The sequence below is a fragment of the Terriglobus roseus genome (genome assembly GCF_900102185.1).
Taxonomy (GTDB): Bacteria; Acidobacteriota; Terriglobia; order Terriglobales; family Acidobacteriaceae; genus Terriglobus; species Terriglobus roseus_A.
In genome coordinates this window covers 710,850-728,647 of sequence record NZ_LT629690.1, presented here as the reverse complement: position 1 = coordinate 728,647, position 17,798 = coordinate 710,850, and the positions used below count along the sequence as shown (strand labels likewise).

Below are 17,798 nucleotides of genomic sequence, written 5' to 3'. Positions count from 1 at the left end.
CGATTACCACTCGCCGTTCTTGATGAGCTTACGAATGCGCCGCAAAATCAGGTCCTTCTTCAGCCGCGAAAGGCGGTCGATGAACAGGATGCCATCAAGATGATCCAGCTCATGCTGGAACGCCCGAGACAGTAGTTCCTCGCCGTCGATCTCGAACCACTTGCCATCCACGTCCTGCGCACGCATACGCACGCGGAAGTGACGGTTCACCTTGTCGCGGATATCCGGCAACGAGAGGCAGCCCTCTTCCTCGGTCTGCTTCCCTTCCTTCTCGATGATCTCAGGGTTGATAAGGACAAGGCGCTCTTCCGGGTTCTTCCCCACGGACAGGTCTACCACGTACATGCGCTTGCTGATACCAATCTGCGGCGCAGCCAGGCCGATGCCCTCGGCGGCATACATGCTCTCAAACATGTCGTCCGCCAGCTTCTTCAGGTCGGCGTTGAACTCGGTGACGGGCTGTGCCTTCTTCAGCAACACCGACTCCGGATACTTCACGATGGGATAGATCATTGCCTTAGAACTTCCGGATCTGCTCAAGATAACCGTTGAGGTTGCGCTGCGTTTCCACCAGACTGTCGCCGCCGAACTTCTCCAGCACCAGCTTTGCCATTGTGATGGCAACCATCGCCTCCGCCGCTACACCAGCAGCGGGGACCACGCAGACGTCGCTGCGTTCATACGCCGCCTTCACCGGTTCGCGGGTCTCGAAGTTCACCGACGCCAGCGGACGACGCAATGTGCTGATGGGCTTCAGGTATCCGCGTACAGTCACGTCCTGACCGTTGGAGATGCCACCTTCAATACCGCCCGCGTTGTTGCTCTCGCGGGTGAAGCGGGTATGCGCGGCGGAAGCTTCCTCTTGCGTGGCATAGTGAATAGCGTCGTGAACGGTGGATCCCATGGACTCCGCAGCCGTCACACCGCGGCCAATCTCAACCGCCTTCACCGCCTGCAGGCTCATCACAGCCTGCGCTAGTAAGCCATCCAGACGGCCTTCCCACGTCACGTGGCTGCCAATGCCGGCAGGCAGGCCATGCACTACCACCTCAAAGACCCCACCCACGGTATCGCCAGTACGCAGAGCCTTATCCACCTCACCCTTCATCTGCTGCTCAACTTCAGGGTCGATGCAGTTCAGAAGAACGGTTTCGCGAGCAGTACTGGCAACAATCTCATCCCACTGGTAAGGGCGCTGCAGTTCCACAGCACCGACACGGACGACATGCGAAAGCACCTCAACACCCAGCGAACGGAGGAACATTTTGGCAATGGCGCCGGCAGCAACGCGTGCCGTGGATTCGCGTGCAGAGGCGCGCTCCAGAATGTAACGGGCGTCAGCGAAGTTGTACTTCAGAGCTCCGGCCAAATCGGCATGACCTGGACGCGGCGACGCCACTGCCTTATGCCGCGAAGGATCACCTTCTTCTACTGGAAGGATTTCTTCCCAGTTCTTCCAGTCGCGGTTGGCAATGGTCATCGCAATGGGCGACCCAATTGTTTTACCGTGACGAACACCGGAGAGGATATGCGCTGTATCCGTCTCAATACGCATGCGACCGCCACGGCCGAAGCCCTGCTGGCGACGCCAAAGTTCACGTGCAAGGAATGCGCTGTCCACCGGAACCCCGGCGGGGAGGCCGCTGAGCATGGCCACAAGAGCCTCTCCGTGGCTTTCACCGGCTGTAGAGAATTGAAGCATCTTCCACCCTGATCAAAACTCGATTGTAACAAGTAGCATCTAGCTCTTTCAGGGTGACTCCCCAAGACGATCACTCGCAACGCTTACTTAATTTGTGTAAAGACGCTACAGCGTCTGACCCGAAAGGTGGGTCAGTTTGGCTCTGCTGTGGCATAGATCACCTGAAGGGTGGAGACTAGGCTATTTCCTGTAAACATATGGAAAATCAGACTCAAGCTGATATCACGCCGCTGCTCAACGAGGAGATCCGTCGCTTTGAGACGGGCCATGTGGCGTGGCTGCATTTCACCCCAGAGGTGGAGAAGCGCTATTTGCGCGATACGGCTGCGTCGCGTGCAAGCACGCTGCTGACTCACGGCCTGTTCGCGGGCATCGTGTATGACTTTTTCCTGCTCAGCGACTACTTCATGGCACCGGACCATATACTCCGCGCCGTGCTCGTACGCCTTCTGATCTTCACGCCCATCATGCTTCTGGCCGCGGCTATTGTTCGTTACCAGTCGAACGTGGCGCTGCGTGAACTGAGCGTAGCTTTCGCCTGCCTGACAGGAGCCTTGGGCATCCTTTATTTGCATCATGAGATAAACACCACAGTTTCGATTGAGGCGCAGTTGGGGCTGATTCTCATGCTGCTGGGCATGAATTGCCTGATCCGCCTTGAGCTTGTATATGCGACCGCAACGACGTTCGTATTAGCTGTTGCGGATGTGTTGTGGCTGAAGAATGACGGCTTTCTCCCCTTAACGCACAAATTGGTGCTAGGCGGCATGATGGCATGGTCGGTACTCCTGACTCTCGCGGCCAACTACGCCATTGCACGTGATCGTAGGTTTTCCTACCTGCTTCAACTACATGGAAGATTACAGAGGGGCATGCTGGCCGATGCGAACGCGGAGCTTGTCGCACTTTCATCCACCGACCGTCTTACTGGATTACCGAACCGATTGGCATACGATTCGCGACTTGGGCATATATGGAAGATGACCCAAGAGAGCCGTACACCTTTAAGCGCGGTGATGGTGGACGTGGATCATTTCAAACTTGTGAACGATACGTACGGTCACCCCTATGGCGATCGCGTTCTGCAACGCGTCGCTTCCCTGCTACAACAGGCGCTCCGCGAGGAAGATGATTTTGTGGCACGTATAGGAGGCGAAGAATTCCTGGTCCTGCTGCCTCATACCGATTCCGCTTTCGCGATTAAGGTAGCCGAACGTATCCGCACACTGGTGCAGGTGGCTGGTTCGCCCGCACTTCAGCGAGATACGACACTACATCATGAGGTGTGGACCACGGTCAGTTGTGGCGTGGCGACCCTGTGGCCCGCGCATCCAGGCAGCGACCCAGCACAACTGATTGCAGATGCGGACGCTGCTATGTATCGGGCAAAACAGGAAGGAAGAAATCGTGTGTGCTCCGCTCCAGTTCCGCCGTCACCTTCACGGCTAACCATCTTCCCAGGCGGCGCACAACGCGCATAACGCCTGCATCTGTCGACGGGTATAACGGTTGCACACACGAAATTCTTTCTCGAGTGCTACGCTTAATGCCATGGCGATGACCCTTTTTCAACATGTGCGCCAGCGCCACACGCCTGAGTTGGCGGCGCTGATCACCGCGATTGCCGATGGTGCGGCAACCATTGAACGTAGGATTCGCACCGCCGGCCTGGACGATATTCTGGGCGCAGCCGGCAGCGAAAATGTGCAAGGCGAAGCGCAACAGAAGCTGGACGTTCTGGCTGACAACACTCTGATTGAAGTCCTGAAGGCTCTTCCGTCTGTAGCTGCTGTTGTCAGCGAAGAAGATGAAGAACCAGTGATCTTCGAAGGCCGTCCGAACGCAAAGTTCATCGCGATCTTTGATCCTCTTGATGGCTCTTCCAACATTGACGTCAATGTCAACGTGGGAACGATTGTTTCTATTCAGGCATTGAAGCCGGGTGTCTCCGTCAGAGAAGCCATCCTGCAGCCCGGCACCGAACAGATCGCCGCACTCTATGTGAACTACGGCCCATCCACAATCCTGGTTTACACCGCCGGCAATGGCGTACATGCATTCACGCTCGCCGAAGGTGAATTCCTGCTGAGCAGCGAAGACATGAAGATGCCAGAGCAGGGACCGTACTACTCCATGAACGAGGGCAACATCGGCGAATCACAGCTGGTGTATGGCAAGGCCATCTCACGTTTCCGCGACGGTACGTTGGTGGGTGGCAAGAAATATAGTTCTCGCTATGTGGGATCGTTCATTGCGGACTTTCACCGCACACTGCTGAAGGGTGGCGTGTTCCTGTATCCGCCAACCAAGAAAGCTCCCAACGGCAAGCTGCGCCTGCTGTATGAAGCGAACCCTCTGAGCTTCATTGCAGAACAGGCCGGAGGCGCCGCAAGTAACGGACGCTATCGCATCCTGGAGATCGTGCCGACGGAACCGCACGTGCGCACTCCCCTAATCATTGGCAGCCAGTCGGAAGTGGCTGCGATCGGCGGACTGATTTCCATCTCACCAAGGGAGTAGTGTGACGGAAGTTCAGTCAGCCAATCGCATTTACTACGACGAGCCTGGAACGCTGGAGTTTACAGCCGAAGTCACAGCTATCCGCGAACTGGCGAGAGTGGATGGCCAGCAGGTGTGGCAGATCGCGCTGGACCGTACCGCTTTTTACCCCACCAGTGGTGGCCAGCCCTACGACATGGGTGTTCTCATAGCGACCGCGCGTTCCGGCGCTTCACTGGAAGTGCCCATTACGAACGTTGAAGAAGATGAAGCTGGTGAGGTGTGGCATACCACCTCCAAGCCGTTGCAGGAAGGCACAGTCGTCTCCGGTCGCATCGAAACAGCGCGTCGTCGCGACCACATGCAGCAACACAGCGGCCAGCATCTTCTTTCTGCGATTCTCGATCGCGACTTCGCCGCACGGACCGTTTCCTTCCACTTGGGAGACGAGATTTCGACCATCGATCTGGAAGGCCCTGCGCTCACGGATGCGCAACTGCAATCGGCCGCAGCGGAAGCCAATCGGATCATCGCCGCGGCGCTGCCACTCAGCATCCGCTACGTGACAAGTGAAGAAGCTGCGGCAATGAAAGAACAAGGGCTGCTACGCAAGCTGCCTCCCCGTTCGGGGAAGATTCGCATCATTGAGATTCCCGGCATCGACACCAACGCCTGTGGCGGAACACACGTCGCAACGACTGCGGAGATCGGCCCACTGTTACTACGCGGAACGGAAAAGGTGCGTGGCAATCTGCGCCTCTCCTTTGTCTGCGGAAACCGGGCACTCGCCGCAGTCAATGCTGACTTCCGCAGGTTGCAAGAGGCAGCATCCATGCTTACGACAGCGCCGTCCGAAATTGCCGCCAGCATCGAACGCATACGCACGGAAAATCGCGCGCTGCAAAAGGAACGCGCCAATCTACTGGAACAGATCGCATCCCTTGAAGCAACGAAGCTGGCCTCTACTGCGGATGGAAGTGTCATCCATTCCCTGCCACCAGACCGTGACGCTGCTTATGCGAAATTGCTGGCGTCCAAACTGGTCCGCGAAACAGCTACGCAGGTCGCATACATCGTTGCCATCGATAACGAGCGAGCTAATGCGGTTCTGGCTGCAAAGCCCGGCGTGCTCGACTGCGGAACCACTCTGCGAACCGCTCTGAACACGTTGGGAGCACGTGGGGGTGGCAGTGCTGAGATGGCACAGGGAGCAGTCCCAGTGGAACAAGCCGAATCGCTGCTGAACACACTACGCGCTTCGCTTCCCTAATCCCGTTTGGTGATTTCAACGCGCTTTCGAAGTGTCGCGGTACAACTTTGAGCACCGAGACGCTTCCTGATACACTCTGGGTGTTGCTCGCGCCGCAGTATGCGCCGCTGGAGCGACAAGTAGGCGGACCAAACATCCGTCCACACCAAGGGCCTGTAGCTCAGCTGGGAGAGCGCCTCGTTCGCAACGAGGAGGTCAGCGGTTCGATCCCGCTCAGGTCCACCAATAAAACCAAGCATTTAACTTGAAAGCGTGGGGCCAATAAGCGAGGCTTTTGAACGCGTGGGGCCATTAAGGGTCCACTAGGCTGCTTGTTCACTTCCCAGCAAGAGTGAAGCGATCTTGCTGCCTGCGTCTCTCTTCTCATTGCCCACGGTTTGCGCGTACGTGCCTAGCGTCATATCCGGTGTGGAATGCCGCATCAGCTCCATACTCACTCTTAGACTCACACCGCTCGACAACAGCAAACTCGCGTAGCTGCGGCGAAGGGTATGCCATCCGAGCTTGGGCTTAGTGATACCAGCGCGTTCAATTGCCGGAGCCACATTTCTACGCCATAACGTCCCCGGCCAATACGGCTGTTTGCCGAAAGACACGTTTGAAGCGAATACCCAATCACTGGATGAGGTATAGGTAGCCTTCGCCTTCCACGCCTTGAATGCTTCCAAGGCTTGTTGTGGAATTGGCAGTGGACGGCGAGAGGAATCTGTTTTAGGAGGTCCCTCAACACCATCGACGTATGACCGTCGAACATGCAAAATCGCACGTTCGAAATCCACGTCTGCCCACTTGAGGCCGAAGATTTCTCCCCGCCTCATACCCATAACAGCAGCGATAAGGAATGCTGTCCGAACCGGTTCAACTCCTTCAAGCTCTCGAAGGAGAGCAGCCGTTTCGGCGGGTTCGAGAATTTCAGGCTCTATAGCCCTTTTCCTGACTTGTCGAACACTGGCTATTGGATTGACAGGATGCAACTCGTGCCGCATTGCGTGGCGGAAGGCAGCCCCGAACACTTCTCTGACCTTTGCCTTGGAGCCGTTAGCTAGCGGCAACGTCTTGAGCCAGTGTTCAACGGCAACCGCCTTAACACCTTCAAGCGGTAGTTCACCCCAAGTCGGCAAGATGTAGTTCTTGAAGATATAGAGATACGCCTTGCGAGGCTTCTCTGCTTTTCCTGAACCGACTCCCAACTCATGTTCGCTGTAGTGATCCACCAGTTGGTTCACTGTTAGATCAGCACCTCGTTCATGTTGAGGAGTATTAGCAAGCTGGCGATATCCGTCGGCCTTCTTCTGAGCCTGTGACTTGTTCAGCTCTTTGATGGTGCCGAGAACAACCTTGCGTTTAACAGTAAGGTTGCCACTCTTCTCGCGCCAACGATAAACCCAAACTGCTGGGCCATTGGTCCGTCCCTCTGTTGTCAAAGAGCCAAGCTGAAAGCGCGTACGTTTGTGGATGAGGTTCATGTTGCCGTCCTTTCGGGTTGGGCGACATGACCGACGCTTTCAGAATACTCGGAAGCGAGCCAGTGGTTGATCTGAGAAGGTATGAAAACAATTCTTCGAGCGCTCAGACGACGGTGTGGGATTCTGTTTTCACGAGCCCAGCGAAGGAGCGTCACAGGATGCAACGGCACGAGTTGAGCGAGCTGTTGGGCAGTCAGAGGACGTTCAATAGACTGGTGGGACAACAGGAGTGCTTGTTGATGGTTGGCTGTGGGCTGTTCGACAGACGGCTTCATGGGTTCTGTTACTGAGACGTTGAGATGGGTATCCCTGTTCGACGGCGACGGCGCTGGACAGAGAATTCTTTCCTGGCAGCAGCCATCGCGTTCTCCAGATCTTCGTCGGAGAGGCGATTTATCTCTTCATCGGTTGCCAGTTTGGGTTGTGCCGGTTGGTCGGTCTCCTCATGCGTTTCCAACTGGTGGGCGAACCAAGCCGCTTCGATCTGCTCAATCGTCGGAAGCTGGATGGTGGATAGTCGTCGTGCGGCAAACTCTTTGAACTGATCAGCCGTCACGCTTCCCGCTTTGCTGTGAAACCATACCGTCGAGCAAGCCTTCTTCAACAGATCCGCGTTGGTGACCATGACTTTCCGCACGTCGACCGTGCGGGTACCCAACGAGAACTTCAAGTAGGTCGCGATCGCCTGCGCCGCGCCGTGCGTGCGAAGATCGGCAATCACAGTCAGAAGCTCTTCCCGGCTCAATTGTTTTACGTGTCCCTCGCCGACATCCAGAGCGCCTCTGCGAAGCAAAGCCTCAAATGCGGCCCTCAGATTGACTTCCGTAAAATCCCCGGATCGGAAGAGCTCGAATATGACTTCTTCGTCTCTCAAGTGATCGACACCATTAAGAAATCGTTCACAGAGGTGCCGCAGCATCGCCGCGGAATTCTTCTCAGTGTTCATGTAGGCAGGGTGGGCTTTGCGAAAAGCGAGCGCGATGCGTTCGGTCTCCGAGTCGGCGTACTCACGAAAGGCCTTTGGATCACGCCGTGCGGCCTCTTCGGCCAAACCTGGGTCTTGCGCCAGCGCTTCGGCGAAGGTGATCTTCGGGGCGAGGGTCTGATCTGCTAGCCGCGGCTCAAAGCCGTGTTTTGATTGCCGCCAGAGGTCCGCAGTGTTTTCTTCTGACTCTTCGGGGCGACGAAAGCCCGTAAGATCTACATTGGCGTCGCCGGCCAACCAAAGATTATTCAATTCATCAGACATATCTATTCTCACTGTGTTTCAAGAAGTTGTTGTCGGCGCGGCTCAACAGATGTGAAAGCACACGGTTCAAGCGAGTTCGCTCTTCATCAGCCATACGCGAAGTGCCGCTAAAGCGATCGGCGAAGATCGCGAGAACGAGGCTGATTTGTTCGGAGGGTGTCGCGGGATTCTCCAAGATGCTTAGGAGGTTCTGAGTCTCTTCAACACTTTGGGAAAGGCCAAGTATGAGATCAGTGATTTCTTGGTTCACAGCGATTTCTCCGAAGCAGTGATCTGCTGATTTTCCGGACTGAAAGCCCTAGCCAAAGTGTCTTCAACGCGCAGCATCAGGTCGGCAGATATTTTCTGATTGAACCGAGCCACGCCCTGTAGCGCGTCGATGGCGCGACTTTTGAGTTCACCTGATGCAGTGTGCTTCAGGATGGAAAGGTACCGTTCTACTTCCGACGCTCCTTCGGTGCCGTTCATCAAGAACACCCCGGATAGGACACGCGCCCATAGCCCCACACCACCGATGGGCGGCCAAGCAGGTCCGCCGTAAAGTTTGCTTTCGAATGGCTGGTTGCTGTTGTCGAGATAGAAGAGGACTTCGTTGTCGAATCGGGAACTATATAGTTCACCGGAAGCTAGAGCGAAGACGTCGTCAGATGGTGAGAGAGGGCTTTGCTTCTTAGTCGGTGGTGACGGAGCGGTTCCCAGGACAACGGCTAGTTGTTCTGGTGTTAGTTGTTCGGGCATGTCTGTTGTTCTTTCATCTGAAGTTGAGCGGCCTTGAGCGAATACAGTCGAGCGGCGTAAGCGGCAACCCTACCTGGGGTGGCTTTGTCAGACACGATCGCCTCCAGGCACCGGAACGACATTCGCGTCCCGAGGAATTTCAATGCGTGGAGTCGAGCGGCCTGTGCCGCCCGCGGGTTAAGAGCGAGCTTTCGCATGACGCGAGAGACGTTGGTGGGGGGCACGAAGCGGTTTCCTAGAGAAAGTGCAAGTACGGTTCAATCCGAGTCCGAGTCGGACCCGAAATCGGACCAGATCTTCTCATTTGCAGATTTTTAAAATTTGCTAAGGGGTGCTCGTTGATCGGAAGCTTGCCCACTTGCAGGGCGGGAAAGTGCTTTTGGAAAGAAGGTGGGGTTTCTAAGTAATGGAAGGGGGCGTAGAGCAGCATCCAGGGGGGACAGGCCGGGGTATGGCATTGAGCCTCCAGGAACCTTCCCTTCAACACCGATATGTTCGCGTCGGGCAACAACGATCTCACTATCGGTGTGCTGTTGTTCTTCGTCCAGGCCTTGCGCAATCGCGGCTGAGACAATTCACACTCAGCCACGAGAGGGGGCCTCAAGCAATGGGCAACCGCGCAGTTTCTCGCGGCTGTGCGTTGAGTGGAAGTGCTGGCCTCCTGCCCAAGAGGCCGCACGGTGAAAGACGGTGTACTGTATCTGAGCCGTCCGGGTTGATCGCCTCCTCAGTCTGAGGCGTATTGGCGTCACTTCGCGTCGCGACAACCAATGTGCAGAACATCGGCCCTTATGCGTCGGGCTTAGTGAACATTCCGCGTGTGCATCCGCCGTTCACTGGCGCCCAGAGATGGTGAGCAATTCGCTCTCCTCTGGTGTATCGACTCATGCGGTCTGTGCCGCTTGGGGTGAGTCGAAAAGAAATCTGTGCCATAAAACGGTCTCAGCGAAACCGTGCATTGGCGTGGAATTTTCGGTGTCTACAGAGTGTTCCATATAACGGTCGTTATGTGGTACACACTGGACAGGAGCAAGATCGAATGAAAACTGCGATCTATGTGCGGGTGAGCAAGAGTGACGGCACACAGGACCCAGAGAACCAACTCCGGGAATTGAAGGCCTTCTGCTCGAAGCAAGGATGGGATCTCGTGGAAGTTTATGTAGATCACGCCAGTGGCAAACGCAGCGATCGAGTGAACTTCAGAAGGATGATGACAGACGCGTCCAAGCGCAAATTCGACAACGTCCTCTTTTGGGCGATGGATCGCTTCTCACGCGAAGGTATCGAAGCCACGCTTGCATACATTAGGCAACTAACGAGCTATCGCATTGGATTTCGCAGCTATCAGGAACCGTTCTTCGATAGTGCCGGACCTTTCAAGGAATTCATGATCTCGGCTTTTGCAACATTCGCAAGCTTGGAGCGTGCTCGCATTTCCGAAAGAACGTTGGCTGGACTGGCCAGAGCACGTACCCAAGGTCGAATCGGGGGCCGTCCCAGGGTTGAAGATGATCCCAAGATCGTGAAGTCTTTTAAACGCCTTAGGAAGGGCGGCCATTCTGTCAGGGAAATAGCAGACAAGCTGGAGATCTCGCCGACGACCGTGCAGAAACTCATCAAGGTCATCGAATAAGCGGTGTCGCTTGGGTCATCGGAACGATTTCAGTTTCCGCGATCCGGAATCCACGAAATTTCAGACGAAACATCAGATGTTCAGCCAAGTAACCCACTCTTACCAAGAAGCCCGATACACCAGTCAAACGCCAGGCTTCGGTTCTACTTTCGGTACTCGACTCACTCTGCGTCTCCCAAACAATGCTCTCCTCGCATAGGAGATTGATCTCTGTCTCCCCTATTGAAGCCTGTTACGGTGTGCGGCTGTCTGGAGCAAGATGGTGTACCGTCGATTTTCTGGACAAGTGGAACAACGCCCTAAGCAGGTGGGCATCATGCCACCGTCGCCAGAATCATGACGGGAACATTGACCACCCCTGCGCTAAAGCAGAAACGGTACTGAGCGTCATGCAGACCAAGGATATTGAACTTGCAGATACCGGCGACAGGTACGAGGTCTCCGCTTACTTCGGCAGTCAGGTCGCTCGAATGCGGCTTCAACGCAAACCAACTCCCTCCCTCGTCAAGGCTCACTTCGAGCGCTGGTTCGGCGCAGGTTAGAGTTCCTGACGTGGCACAGATCAAAAGCTGATTGTGGCGGTGCATTCCATCTCCCTGCTCGATCCCGAAGAGAATCGGTTGGCCGATGGCTGAGATTTCACCCAAACTTGTGGTGCGTTCGTGGGCTACAAGAATCATTAAGAGTCCTTAGTCACAGCAATCAGCTTGCAGTGGTGTGAGTGATGGGTCTGGGAAGCGCGCCGGGAACGTCCCAAGGAGAAAAGACCGGCACGCCATGGTTCCCAGATATCAAGCCTGTCCATTATCTGGACGTAGTTCGCTTCCGCAGTGCTCTACCATCCAGCAGCAGTGAAATTGAAATTCCAAGCCGCACTGGTTTGCGATTGTGCGGCGAGGATGGAGAATCCGGAATTGGTTGCGGCGACGTAGTAAGTTCCTTGAGTCGATGTTCCGATATCTGTGGGTGTGATCGTGACCGAAGAACCTGTTGAATAGGGAGTCGCATAGGTCACGGAGACGAGTACCGTACCGGCCGTGATTGTTGTGGAACTGCCAACGGTGGCACTCACGGTTCCACCATTCTGAGTTCCAAACGACCCTACCGTTCCTCCAGATACTCCAGTAGTCGTGGAGAGCGTGCCCGCTCCAGATAACTTGTACACGCTCGCGGAAGCAGTGGTGAACACACCCGTCGACGGAGTTGTGTTACCCACAGGAGCATTGTTCAGCGACGTGACATTGACTTGCACATTGCCGCTGGATGGATTGGTGACTGTGGTGTTCGTTCCATTCTGGTGATTGAGAACAGTCTGGGATGGATTCGTGCTGCCGTTGGTCTGGAAGGTGACAGCGGTGGAGGAGCAAAGGCCATTGGCCGCGGTACAAATGTTGCTGCCCCCGACAGTACCTGACGTAAGAGCCGCCGTCCCTCCAGTAATGGCGACGGAGTTAGCATTCTGTGTCGCCATAGTCCCCAGTCCGAGATTGGTGCGTGCCGTGGATGCCGATGTCAGGTCGCTAAGGTTGTTCGCCGGTACCAGCCTGCTCAGAGCGTCTACATACTGCTTGGGAGTGACCTGAAGCGCAGTGGTGGGGTTAGCGGCAACGGATACCGTTCCCGCTTTGAAATTGCAGAGAGCGTTACCCGATGTGGTGGTGTCGCAGGTCACGTTGCCCGCTGACGTAGAGTTCAGTCCGGCAGTCTGCGTAGTGCAGAAGATAGTGAGCGAGCCGCAGTTCGACCAACCATAGCTCAGATTATTACCAAGAGGGATCTGGACTCCCATGGTGTATACGCGTCCACTCGGGGTCTGGAACCCACCATCCGCCCCCCACTCCGGCAGGAGACCGGGCGTCATCGTGGGATCGTACCAAAGCGAATGACCGTTCGGATTCATCAGCCATACCTTGCTTGTCGGACCCACGGTGTCCCATTGGAAGACAGCCTTCACGGGAGCCGCGCCGTTTCCGAAATGGAAGAGGTTGTTGTAGGGGGCGGAGGAACCGTAGACAAAGAAGTCAAAGATATTTGGAGGATTAACGTATCCCGGCGTGCTAGGACTGGTGTTGAACCTCGAATATGGCAACGCGATGCCAGTGCTGTACACAGAATTGGTGTAGTTGGTGACAAGAGTTCCCTGGCAAGTAGAAGGGTTGGATCCGGACGAAGGTTGGAGGTTGCCGCATGTGGTGGTCCTCACCTTTGTCACATCTACGGGGAGAATCGCCTGTTCGAAGATGTCGCCCGAGGCGATGGAGAACTCGTGCGCACTCAGTTTGAAGAACCCGTTGTTGTCCTGACCGCCGACAACGTAGTTCGAGGGGGCAGTAGAGAGGCTCGGATCCGATACGGAGACGACATCCGCGCCCTGATATACCTTGCCCATCTGCCGGGCTGTTACTCCAGAGCTTGGCATGAAAGCGGAGTAGCCATTTGCTGTAAGCCATGTGGCGTTTGCCTGCCCGGTGAACTGTGTGGTCACGATGATCGTGTTTGCATCGGTGATGATTGCAAGCCATGCGCTGGATGACCCATTCAGCGCAGTGTCGAGCGTCGGGGCAAACCAACGACATGGACCAGCGAAAAATACGGAGTTAGCCGGATGATAAGTTCGGCGGTCTGAGATCGAAAGAGTTCCGCCGGAATATGTGTAGCTAACTTCTTCATGGGTAAAGTTCTGAAGAGTACCTGATTGGCCAGCCCAGCAGCCGATCCCAGACGCGGGAAAGGAACCCGACGAGACGGACACGGTGGAGGAGAAGGCATCACCCGTGTAGAGATTCGTCACGGCAGTAGGAGAAGCGGCTGCCACGACACCCCAACCCGAGATCGAGGGAGTCAGGTTCTCGGTAGTGGTGAGTTGGAGCCAGCCGGTGAAGGTCGGAGAGGCGGTGGCTCCGGTAACCGTCACGCTCTGCGCCGAGCTCACTTTCAGCAGGGGGCGTCCAGCACCCGCACACCGGAAACTCACTGCATTCTGCCCACATCCTGTAATAGCGTTTGTGTATATCTCTGTGGTCGATTGGGGATAGGCCGAATTCGCAGTCGAGAAATAAGAGCCGAGGGATACGTGCTGGATGATGTCATCCTCCGTACCCTCATCGGAACCGGTATCGGCGGTTCCCGAGATCACATTGTTGTACTTGTATTGGCTGCAGGAGTTGTCACCGACACCTGTGATGAAGCAGCCCCCGGACCGTAGCTGCTTGATGCCCGCCGCCGAGGACTGAAAAATTTCGTTGTGGTTGGTGGCGTTGTGCCAGATGCCCGAGTAACTGCGTCCCAGCGTGGAGTCGTAGAAGTAATCGACAGTTCCAATGATCCTTCCCTGCCCCGTTAAGTCTGCGGCATTGGAGAAATAGCGGGCGGTGACGTTCTGTATGTGGCCCGCAGCGGCAGCTCCCATATAGCAGTCCGTCTGGGTGCCGTAGATGTAATTGAAAGAGTGTCCCGCCGCCGACCCACCTTGATTGAAAGGGGCACAGGGTGTATCCGTAGGGCCGGTGGGACCGCCCGTGGTCACCTGATTACCTGCCGCATAGAGAGCCGCATAGGTGCTGCCCTGAGTGTTGGCGTACTTTGGAGTGTAAAGATTCAGGTCGGCAATGGTGGCATTCGAGAATCCACCGCTCCCGTTCCCCTTCTGCACTGGAGTACCAGCAGAAGGACTTCCTGTGTGATTGTCCACATACTGCTTAGTCGCAGATTGCAGAGGCTGAACAGGGTCGGCAGCCAGAAGCAGAGTCGACACTGATACGTTTCCTGCACCGTCAGTGCAAGATCCGGTGTCCCCCTTTAGCGTTCCGTCGGAACCCTTGTACTGCTGGTTGCAAGTGTTGCCGCCGGGTGCCGTCGCCGTAGTAGGACCCGTGCAGACATTCTTGCGTAGAGACAACTTGATGGCCGGTGCAGTGTACTGCTCGTCATAGCAACCCGGCGCAATGTAATAGTCGTAATTTCCGACAGCATCGGCAGTCAGGGGCTGCTGTAGCACCTGCGTGAGCGCGATGTCACTGTACACAGTGACTTGCTGCTGACACAGGGTGCCGGCAACGCAGACCTTGATCTTCGCGAATGGAACCAAGTTCGCCGCGGTGCCCTGACCAATGGTCAAGACTTCACTCTGGCGATGGGTTCCTTGGGCGAAAGCCGGAATGGAAAAGATGAGGAGAAAGAGAAACAGTAAACGACGCTTCATGCAGTAGAAAACTTTGAGGGGATCTTGTGCTGCTATCTGGGGCGCACCGGTGAATGCCAGAAGACCGGCGCGCCAAGCCACAGCTTTTATGAATTTGCGGGCTGGATTGTTTGCTGTCCGGGAACTGGACTCAGTTCACCTCCACAGCTCTCAAGGCCGATAGAGATCAGCCTTCGAATAGCCTCGCTACGACTGCACCCAACAGAGCGGGATATGCGGTCAAGAAGGCTTAACTGTTCGAGGGTGATCTGCACGCGCGTTGTGCGAAGGTTGGGCATAGACTTCAGGACGAGGCAGGCCCATTTGTGCTGGTCTGCGGCTATCTAAGTCCATAATCGACACTCGCCTTCGATTTACTACTAGGAGAGAGAACGAAAGTTTCTCGATGGATGGCGGAGCACGTCGCGCAGATTCTTATGGGAGTTTCGCAGCCGGTGAGGCGACACGTAGCCCCTGTTCAAGCAAGGGCTACGGTCTACTGACAACACGGAGGAAGGATGCAGTTCACGCTGCAAGTCCACCTTTCAGTCACCGCGAAGCTGCCATGGTTGGCCGCGCGGGCTTACCTGCCGCTTGGGTAAACCGGCGAAACTAATCCGACGGGTGCGAGATCGCTCGCCAGACTGCGGGCAGTGTACTGCATTCATCCGTAGCTTAGACAATCACTTCTTGATTGGTTTTCGGGCCTGGACGAGAATCGTGCGCATACCGGGAGGGACAATCAGTGTGTACAGGCAATGCTCGATGTCATACGTGGAATGACGATCTTTCGCTCATGGCCCAGAGCTCTTCAACTGCTCAACTCTCCATATAAACCCATGCAATTACAGAGTTAGAAGGAAATTAAACGAATTCATCGCAGCCAGATACCATGCTCTCTCCCTGGCAAATTCGGCCTTCCCTGTACGCGCCTATCGTCCCTCCCTGTATGACCTCGTCATTCCCTGTATGGCCGGGATCGTCATACCCCGTATGGCCTTGGCATTCCCTGTATGGGCAACTTCCCGTGCCGCCGGGCTGGGAAACTGAATTCTGCGTCTATACCGAACCAGGCTTTGAAGCGTTACACGCCCTTCAGTCGGCACTCAGTACCTCTTCCACCTGAGCCTCTTCTGCGGCACGACGGCGCTGGTGCTCTTCCATCCCCCGCTGTCCCTCTTCTAGGAAGCGTTGGCGGCCAGCGTCTACACGGGCCTGTTCCTCAGCGCGTTCCTGCTTCTTGCGTCGCGCGGTGTAGACCAACTGATCAGCGGTCTCCACGAAGTTCCTGGCGGCGAAGCCCATGTCCTTCAGGTTGTCCTTGTCCTTGCCTTCCAGGAATATCCGGAAAGCGGATACGATCTCGTCTTGCGTGTAACCCTCGGACAAGAGTGTACCGATCCGACGCTTCTCGCGGTCCGTGAAGGCCACCGTGTTGTTCGAAACGTATGCGAGTTCCATCGCAACCGCCTTGGCCTCACCTAGCCCGGTTTTCGCAAGACCGTGCACCATGCGGTGTGTCCGTTCCTGTCCTTCAGATTGTTCAAGAGGGAGAGAAGATGAAATGGCCGTCGTATTCGACGCGACACCTGTCGGTTCTTTCTTGGGCGGTATTGAGGGGCGGTCATAAGGACGGTTATGCCCGACTGGATCGGGCGATCTCCTGTCGAAATCGGGCGATCCTTCTGCAACAATCGGGCGATCTCGCATATCAAAATCGGGCGATCTCGTTGGGTAAATCGGGCCATCTCCGTTTGCTGAATCGAATGCTCCTCGTGATTTCGATTTCAGTTCCCTATGCCTTTCGAGAATCAATGAGAGATTGAGGTCATACAGATTGGTACGACCGAAACCATGGTCAGTACGAACACGGGCGCCCTGCTTGCTGTGGATGGTGAGAAATCCCAGACGCTCCAAGTCACTAATTGCTAGCTGAACTGAGCTTCGCGCCTTCTGTGTCGCTTCAACGAGCGTGTTGATAGATGGATACGCATTAGTACCATCGGAATTGGCACGTTTAGCCAAAGCCAGGATGATCTCTTTACGCAGATAATTCCCGCTAGCCTTTCGTCTACCCCTCTCAACGAAATCCGGGCCATCTGCATAGACCACAGAAGGCACATCTGTCAGATCGAACAGTGCTCTCAGTCGGCCACTGTCATCACTCTTCGACATCTTTGCTACTCCCAATCCCTAGAGAAACAGCAGACCACGCACGCGGGATGACGTGCGTGGTCGAAGAGACCGCCCCAAGGCAAACCTCTCAAGCCGAGGTTCTCTTAGGTCCTCGGCATCCAGTAGTTACCCACTGAATCTTGAATTCTTTGGTATGAGCCCTACAGAACGCCGCCGTCGACAATCATTTCCAATAAAACACCGCGAGCCTTTCGCCGGAGCGCAGGCGGAAGATCGTGGTCCTCGACCACTTCAAACAGCACGCGACGCAAACGCTTAATGATGGACTGGCTCATGAATCCTCTTCGAATCTTTTCTTCCTTCACTCGTTTTGACGTTAGGATCAATTCGCTGTTGCGCGACGCGCGCGAGTTTTGAGTTCATTTTGAGAGGGAGACCCAGTTGCGATTCCTTCTTCGCTTACTGCCTGCTGTCATCACGGTTGTTTTATCCACTTGCACTCACTCGCAAGAACCATCTGTGGACATGTCGCAAACACTCCTGAAAGGAGCCATCGTCGCTAAAAACATCCAAACAGCCTATGTCATGAAGCTAACCGACGATCCTAGCTTCAGAATGGAGAAGCAAGAGCCCGTGCAGAAACTCAATGAACCCAACCTGCTCATCTTCAAGGACGGTAGCTTTCGCTTTGACCAAACACCCGCTCAGCAAGCACGCGCCTTAATGGAGGAGATGAGGCAAGGCATACATATCCTCCAAGCCGTAAGCAAGCCAAGCGGAATGCAACTAATCGCTCTGACTGGAGCTCGGGAATACTGGCCAAAGATGAGAGATATCTTCTGTAACGCCAATCCAAACGCTCGCTACTACGATCTGGACGGCTTAGAGCAGTTTTGCCCCAACAAGAAGTGACCTTGCCGCAATG

15 protein-coding genes and 1 tRNA gene are annotated in these 17,798 nt (G+C 55.4%); 6 read left to right on the top strand and 10 right to left on the bottom strand.

The genetic code is table 11. The annotated features are described in order from the left end of the window. Positions 1-3: 3 nt before the first annotated feature. Both def and aroC read right to left on the bottom strand, forming a co-directional pair. A complete protein-coding gene (def, locus tag BLT38_RS03310) occupies positions 4-513 on the bottom strand; it encodes a peptide deformylase (RefSeq protein ID WP_083343907.1) in 510 nt (169 codons plus the stop codon). Between the two features lie 4 nt (positions 514-517). Beyond that, the gene (gene aroC, locus BLT38_RS03305; RefSeq protein ID WP_083343906.1) at positions 518-1,702 is read right to left on the bottom strand and encodes a chorismate synthase; all 1,185 of its coding nucleotides are present in this window, start codon (positions 1,700-1,702) and stop codon (positions 518-520) included. A gap of 197 nt (positions 1,703-1,899) precedes the next feature. Here aroC and BLT38_RS03300 point away from each other — a divergent pair, with 197 nt between their 5' ends. From BLT38_RS03300 to BLT38_RS03285, 4 genes are all read left to right on the top strand, one after another. Continuing rightward, positions 1,900-3,183, top strand: coding sequence for a sensor domain-containing diguanylate cyclase (locus tag BLT38_RS03300; RefSeq protein WP_083343905.1), 1,284 nt, complete (start codon positions 1,900-1,902; stop codon positions 3,181-3,183). 70 nt (positions 3,184-3,253) lie between these two features. Beyond that, entirely contained in the window at positions 3,254-4,222 is a 969-nt protein-coding gene (gene fbp / locus BLT38_RS03295; protein ID WP_083343904.1) for a class 1 fructose-bisphosphatase, read from the top strand. A 1-nt stretch (position 4,223) separates the two neighbouring features. Beyond that, positions 4,224-5,471 (top strand): alanyl-tRNA editing protein, encoded by a 1,248-nt coding sequence (locus BLT38_RS03290; protein ID WP_083343903.1) that lies wholly within the window; start codon positions 4,224-4,226, stop codon positions 5,469-5,471. 149 nt (positions 5,472-5,620) lie between these two features. Beyond that, a tRNA-Ala gene (locus tag BLT38_RS03285) sits at positions 5,621-5,696 on the top strand. Between the two features lie 77 nt (positions 5,697-5,773). On the opposite strand, the gene BLT38_RS03280 is transcribed toward BLT38_RS03285, so the two are convergent. From BLT38_RS03280 to BLT38_RS03260, 4 genes are all read right to left on the bottom strand, one after another. Further along, complete coding sequence (locus BLT38_RS03280; RefSeq protein ID WP_083343902.1) at positions 5,774-6,937, bottom strand: tyrosine-type recombinase/integrase; 1,164 nt, start codon at positions 6,935-6,937, stop codon at positions 5,774-5,776. Then, complete coding sequence (locus BLT38_RS21090) at positions 6,934-7,212, bottom strand: helix-turn-helix domain-containing protein (protein WP_156784996.1); 279 nt, start codon at positions 7,210-7,212, stop codon at positions 6,934-6,936. The genes BLT38_RS03280 and BLT38_RS21090 overlap by 4 nt, the downstream gene beginning before the upstream one ends. Before the next feature lie 8 nt (positions 7,213-7,220). Then, positions 7,221-8,186 carry a hypothetical protein gene (locus BLT38_RS03270; protein WP_083343900.1) on the bottom strand — a complete coding sequence of 322 codons (966 nt, stop codon included), beginning with the start codon at positions 8,184-8,186 and terminating at the stop codon, positions 7,221-7,223. 246 nt (positions 8,187-8,432) lie between these two features. Continuing rightward, complete coding sequence (locus BLT38_RS03260; protein WP_083343898.1) at positions 8,433-8,924, bottom strand: hypothetical protein; 492 nt, start codon at positions 8,922-8,924, stop codon at positions 8,433-8,435. Between the two features lie 1,039 nt (positions 8,925-9,963). On the opposite strand from BLT38_RS03260, the gene BLT38_RS03250 reads away from it, so the two are divergent. Further along, entirely contained in the window at positions 9,964-10,557 is a 594-nt protein-coding gene (locus BLT38_RS03250) for a recombinase family protein (protein WP_083343896.1), read from the top strand. Positions 10,558-10,871: 314 nt separating this feature from the next. Here BLT38_RS03250 and BLT38_RS03245 read toward each other — a convergent pair whose 3' ends face one another. The 4 genes from BLT38_RS03245 to BLT38_RS21015 all read right to left on the bottom strand — a co-directional run bounded on the left by BLT38_RS03245 (position 10,872) and on the right by BLT38_RS21015 (position 17,208). Beyond that, the gene (locus tag BLT38_RS03245) at positions 10,872-11,237 is read right to left on the bottom strand and encodes a hypothetical protein (RefSeq protein ID WP_083343895.1); all 366 of its coding nucleotides are present in this window, start codon (positions 11,235-11,237) and stop codon (positions 10,872-10,874) included. 155 nt (positions 11,238-11,392) lie between these two features. Continuing rightward, on the bottom strand, positions 11,393-14,758 hold the full coding sequence (locus BLT38_RS03240; protein WP_156784995.1) for a hypothetical protein: 3,366 nt from the start codon (positions 14,756-14,758) through the stop codon (positions 11,393-11,395). Between the two features lie 1,074 nt (positions 14,759-15,832). Further along, the gene (locus BLT38_RS03235) at positions 15,833-16,912 is read right to left on the bottom strand and encodes a helix-turn-helix domain-containing protein (RefSeq protein ID WP_083343893.1); all 1,080 of its coding nucleotides are present in this window, start codon (positions 16,910-16,912) and stop codon (positions 15,833-15,835) included. A gap of 161 nt (positions 16,913-17,073) precedes the next feature. After that, on the bottom strand, positions 17,074-17,208 hold the full coding sequence (locus BLT38_RS21015) for a hypothetical protein (RefSeq protein WP_269456832.1): 135 nt from the start codon (positions 17,206-17,208) through the stop codon (positions 17,074-17,076). A gap of 106 nt (positions 17,209-17,314) precedes the next feature. Here BLT38_RS21015 and BLT38_RS03230 point away from each other — a divergent pair, with 106 nt between their 5' ends. After that, the gene (locus BLT38_RS03230) at positions 17,315-17,785 is read left to right on the top strand and encodes a hypothetical protein (protein ID WP_231966707.1); all 471 of its coding nucleotides are present in this window, start codon (positions 17,315-17,317) and stop codon (positions 17,783-17,785) included. Positions 17,786-17,798 lie beyond the last annotated feature (13 nt).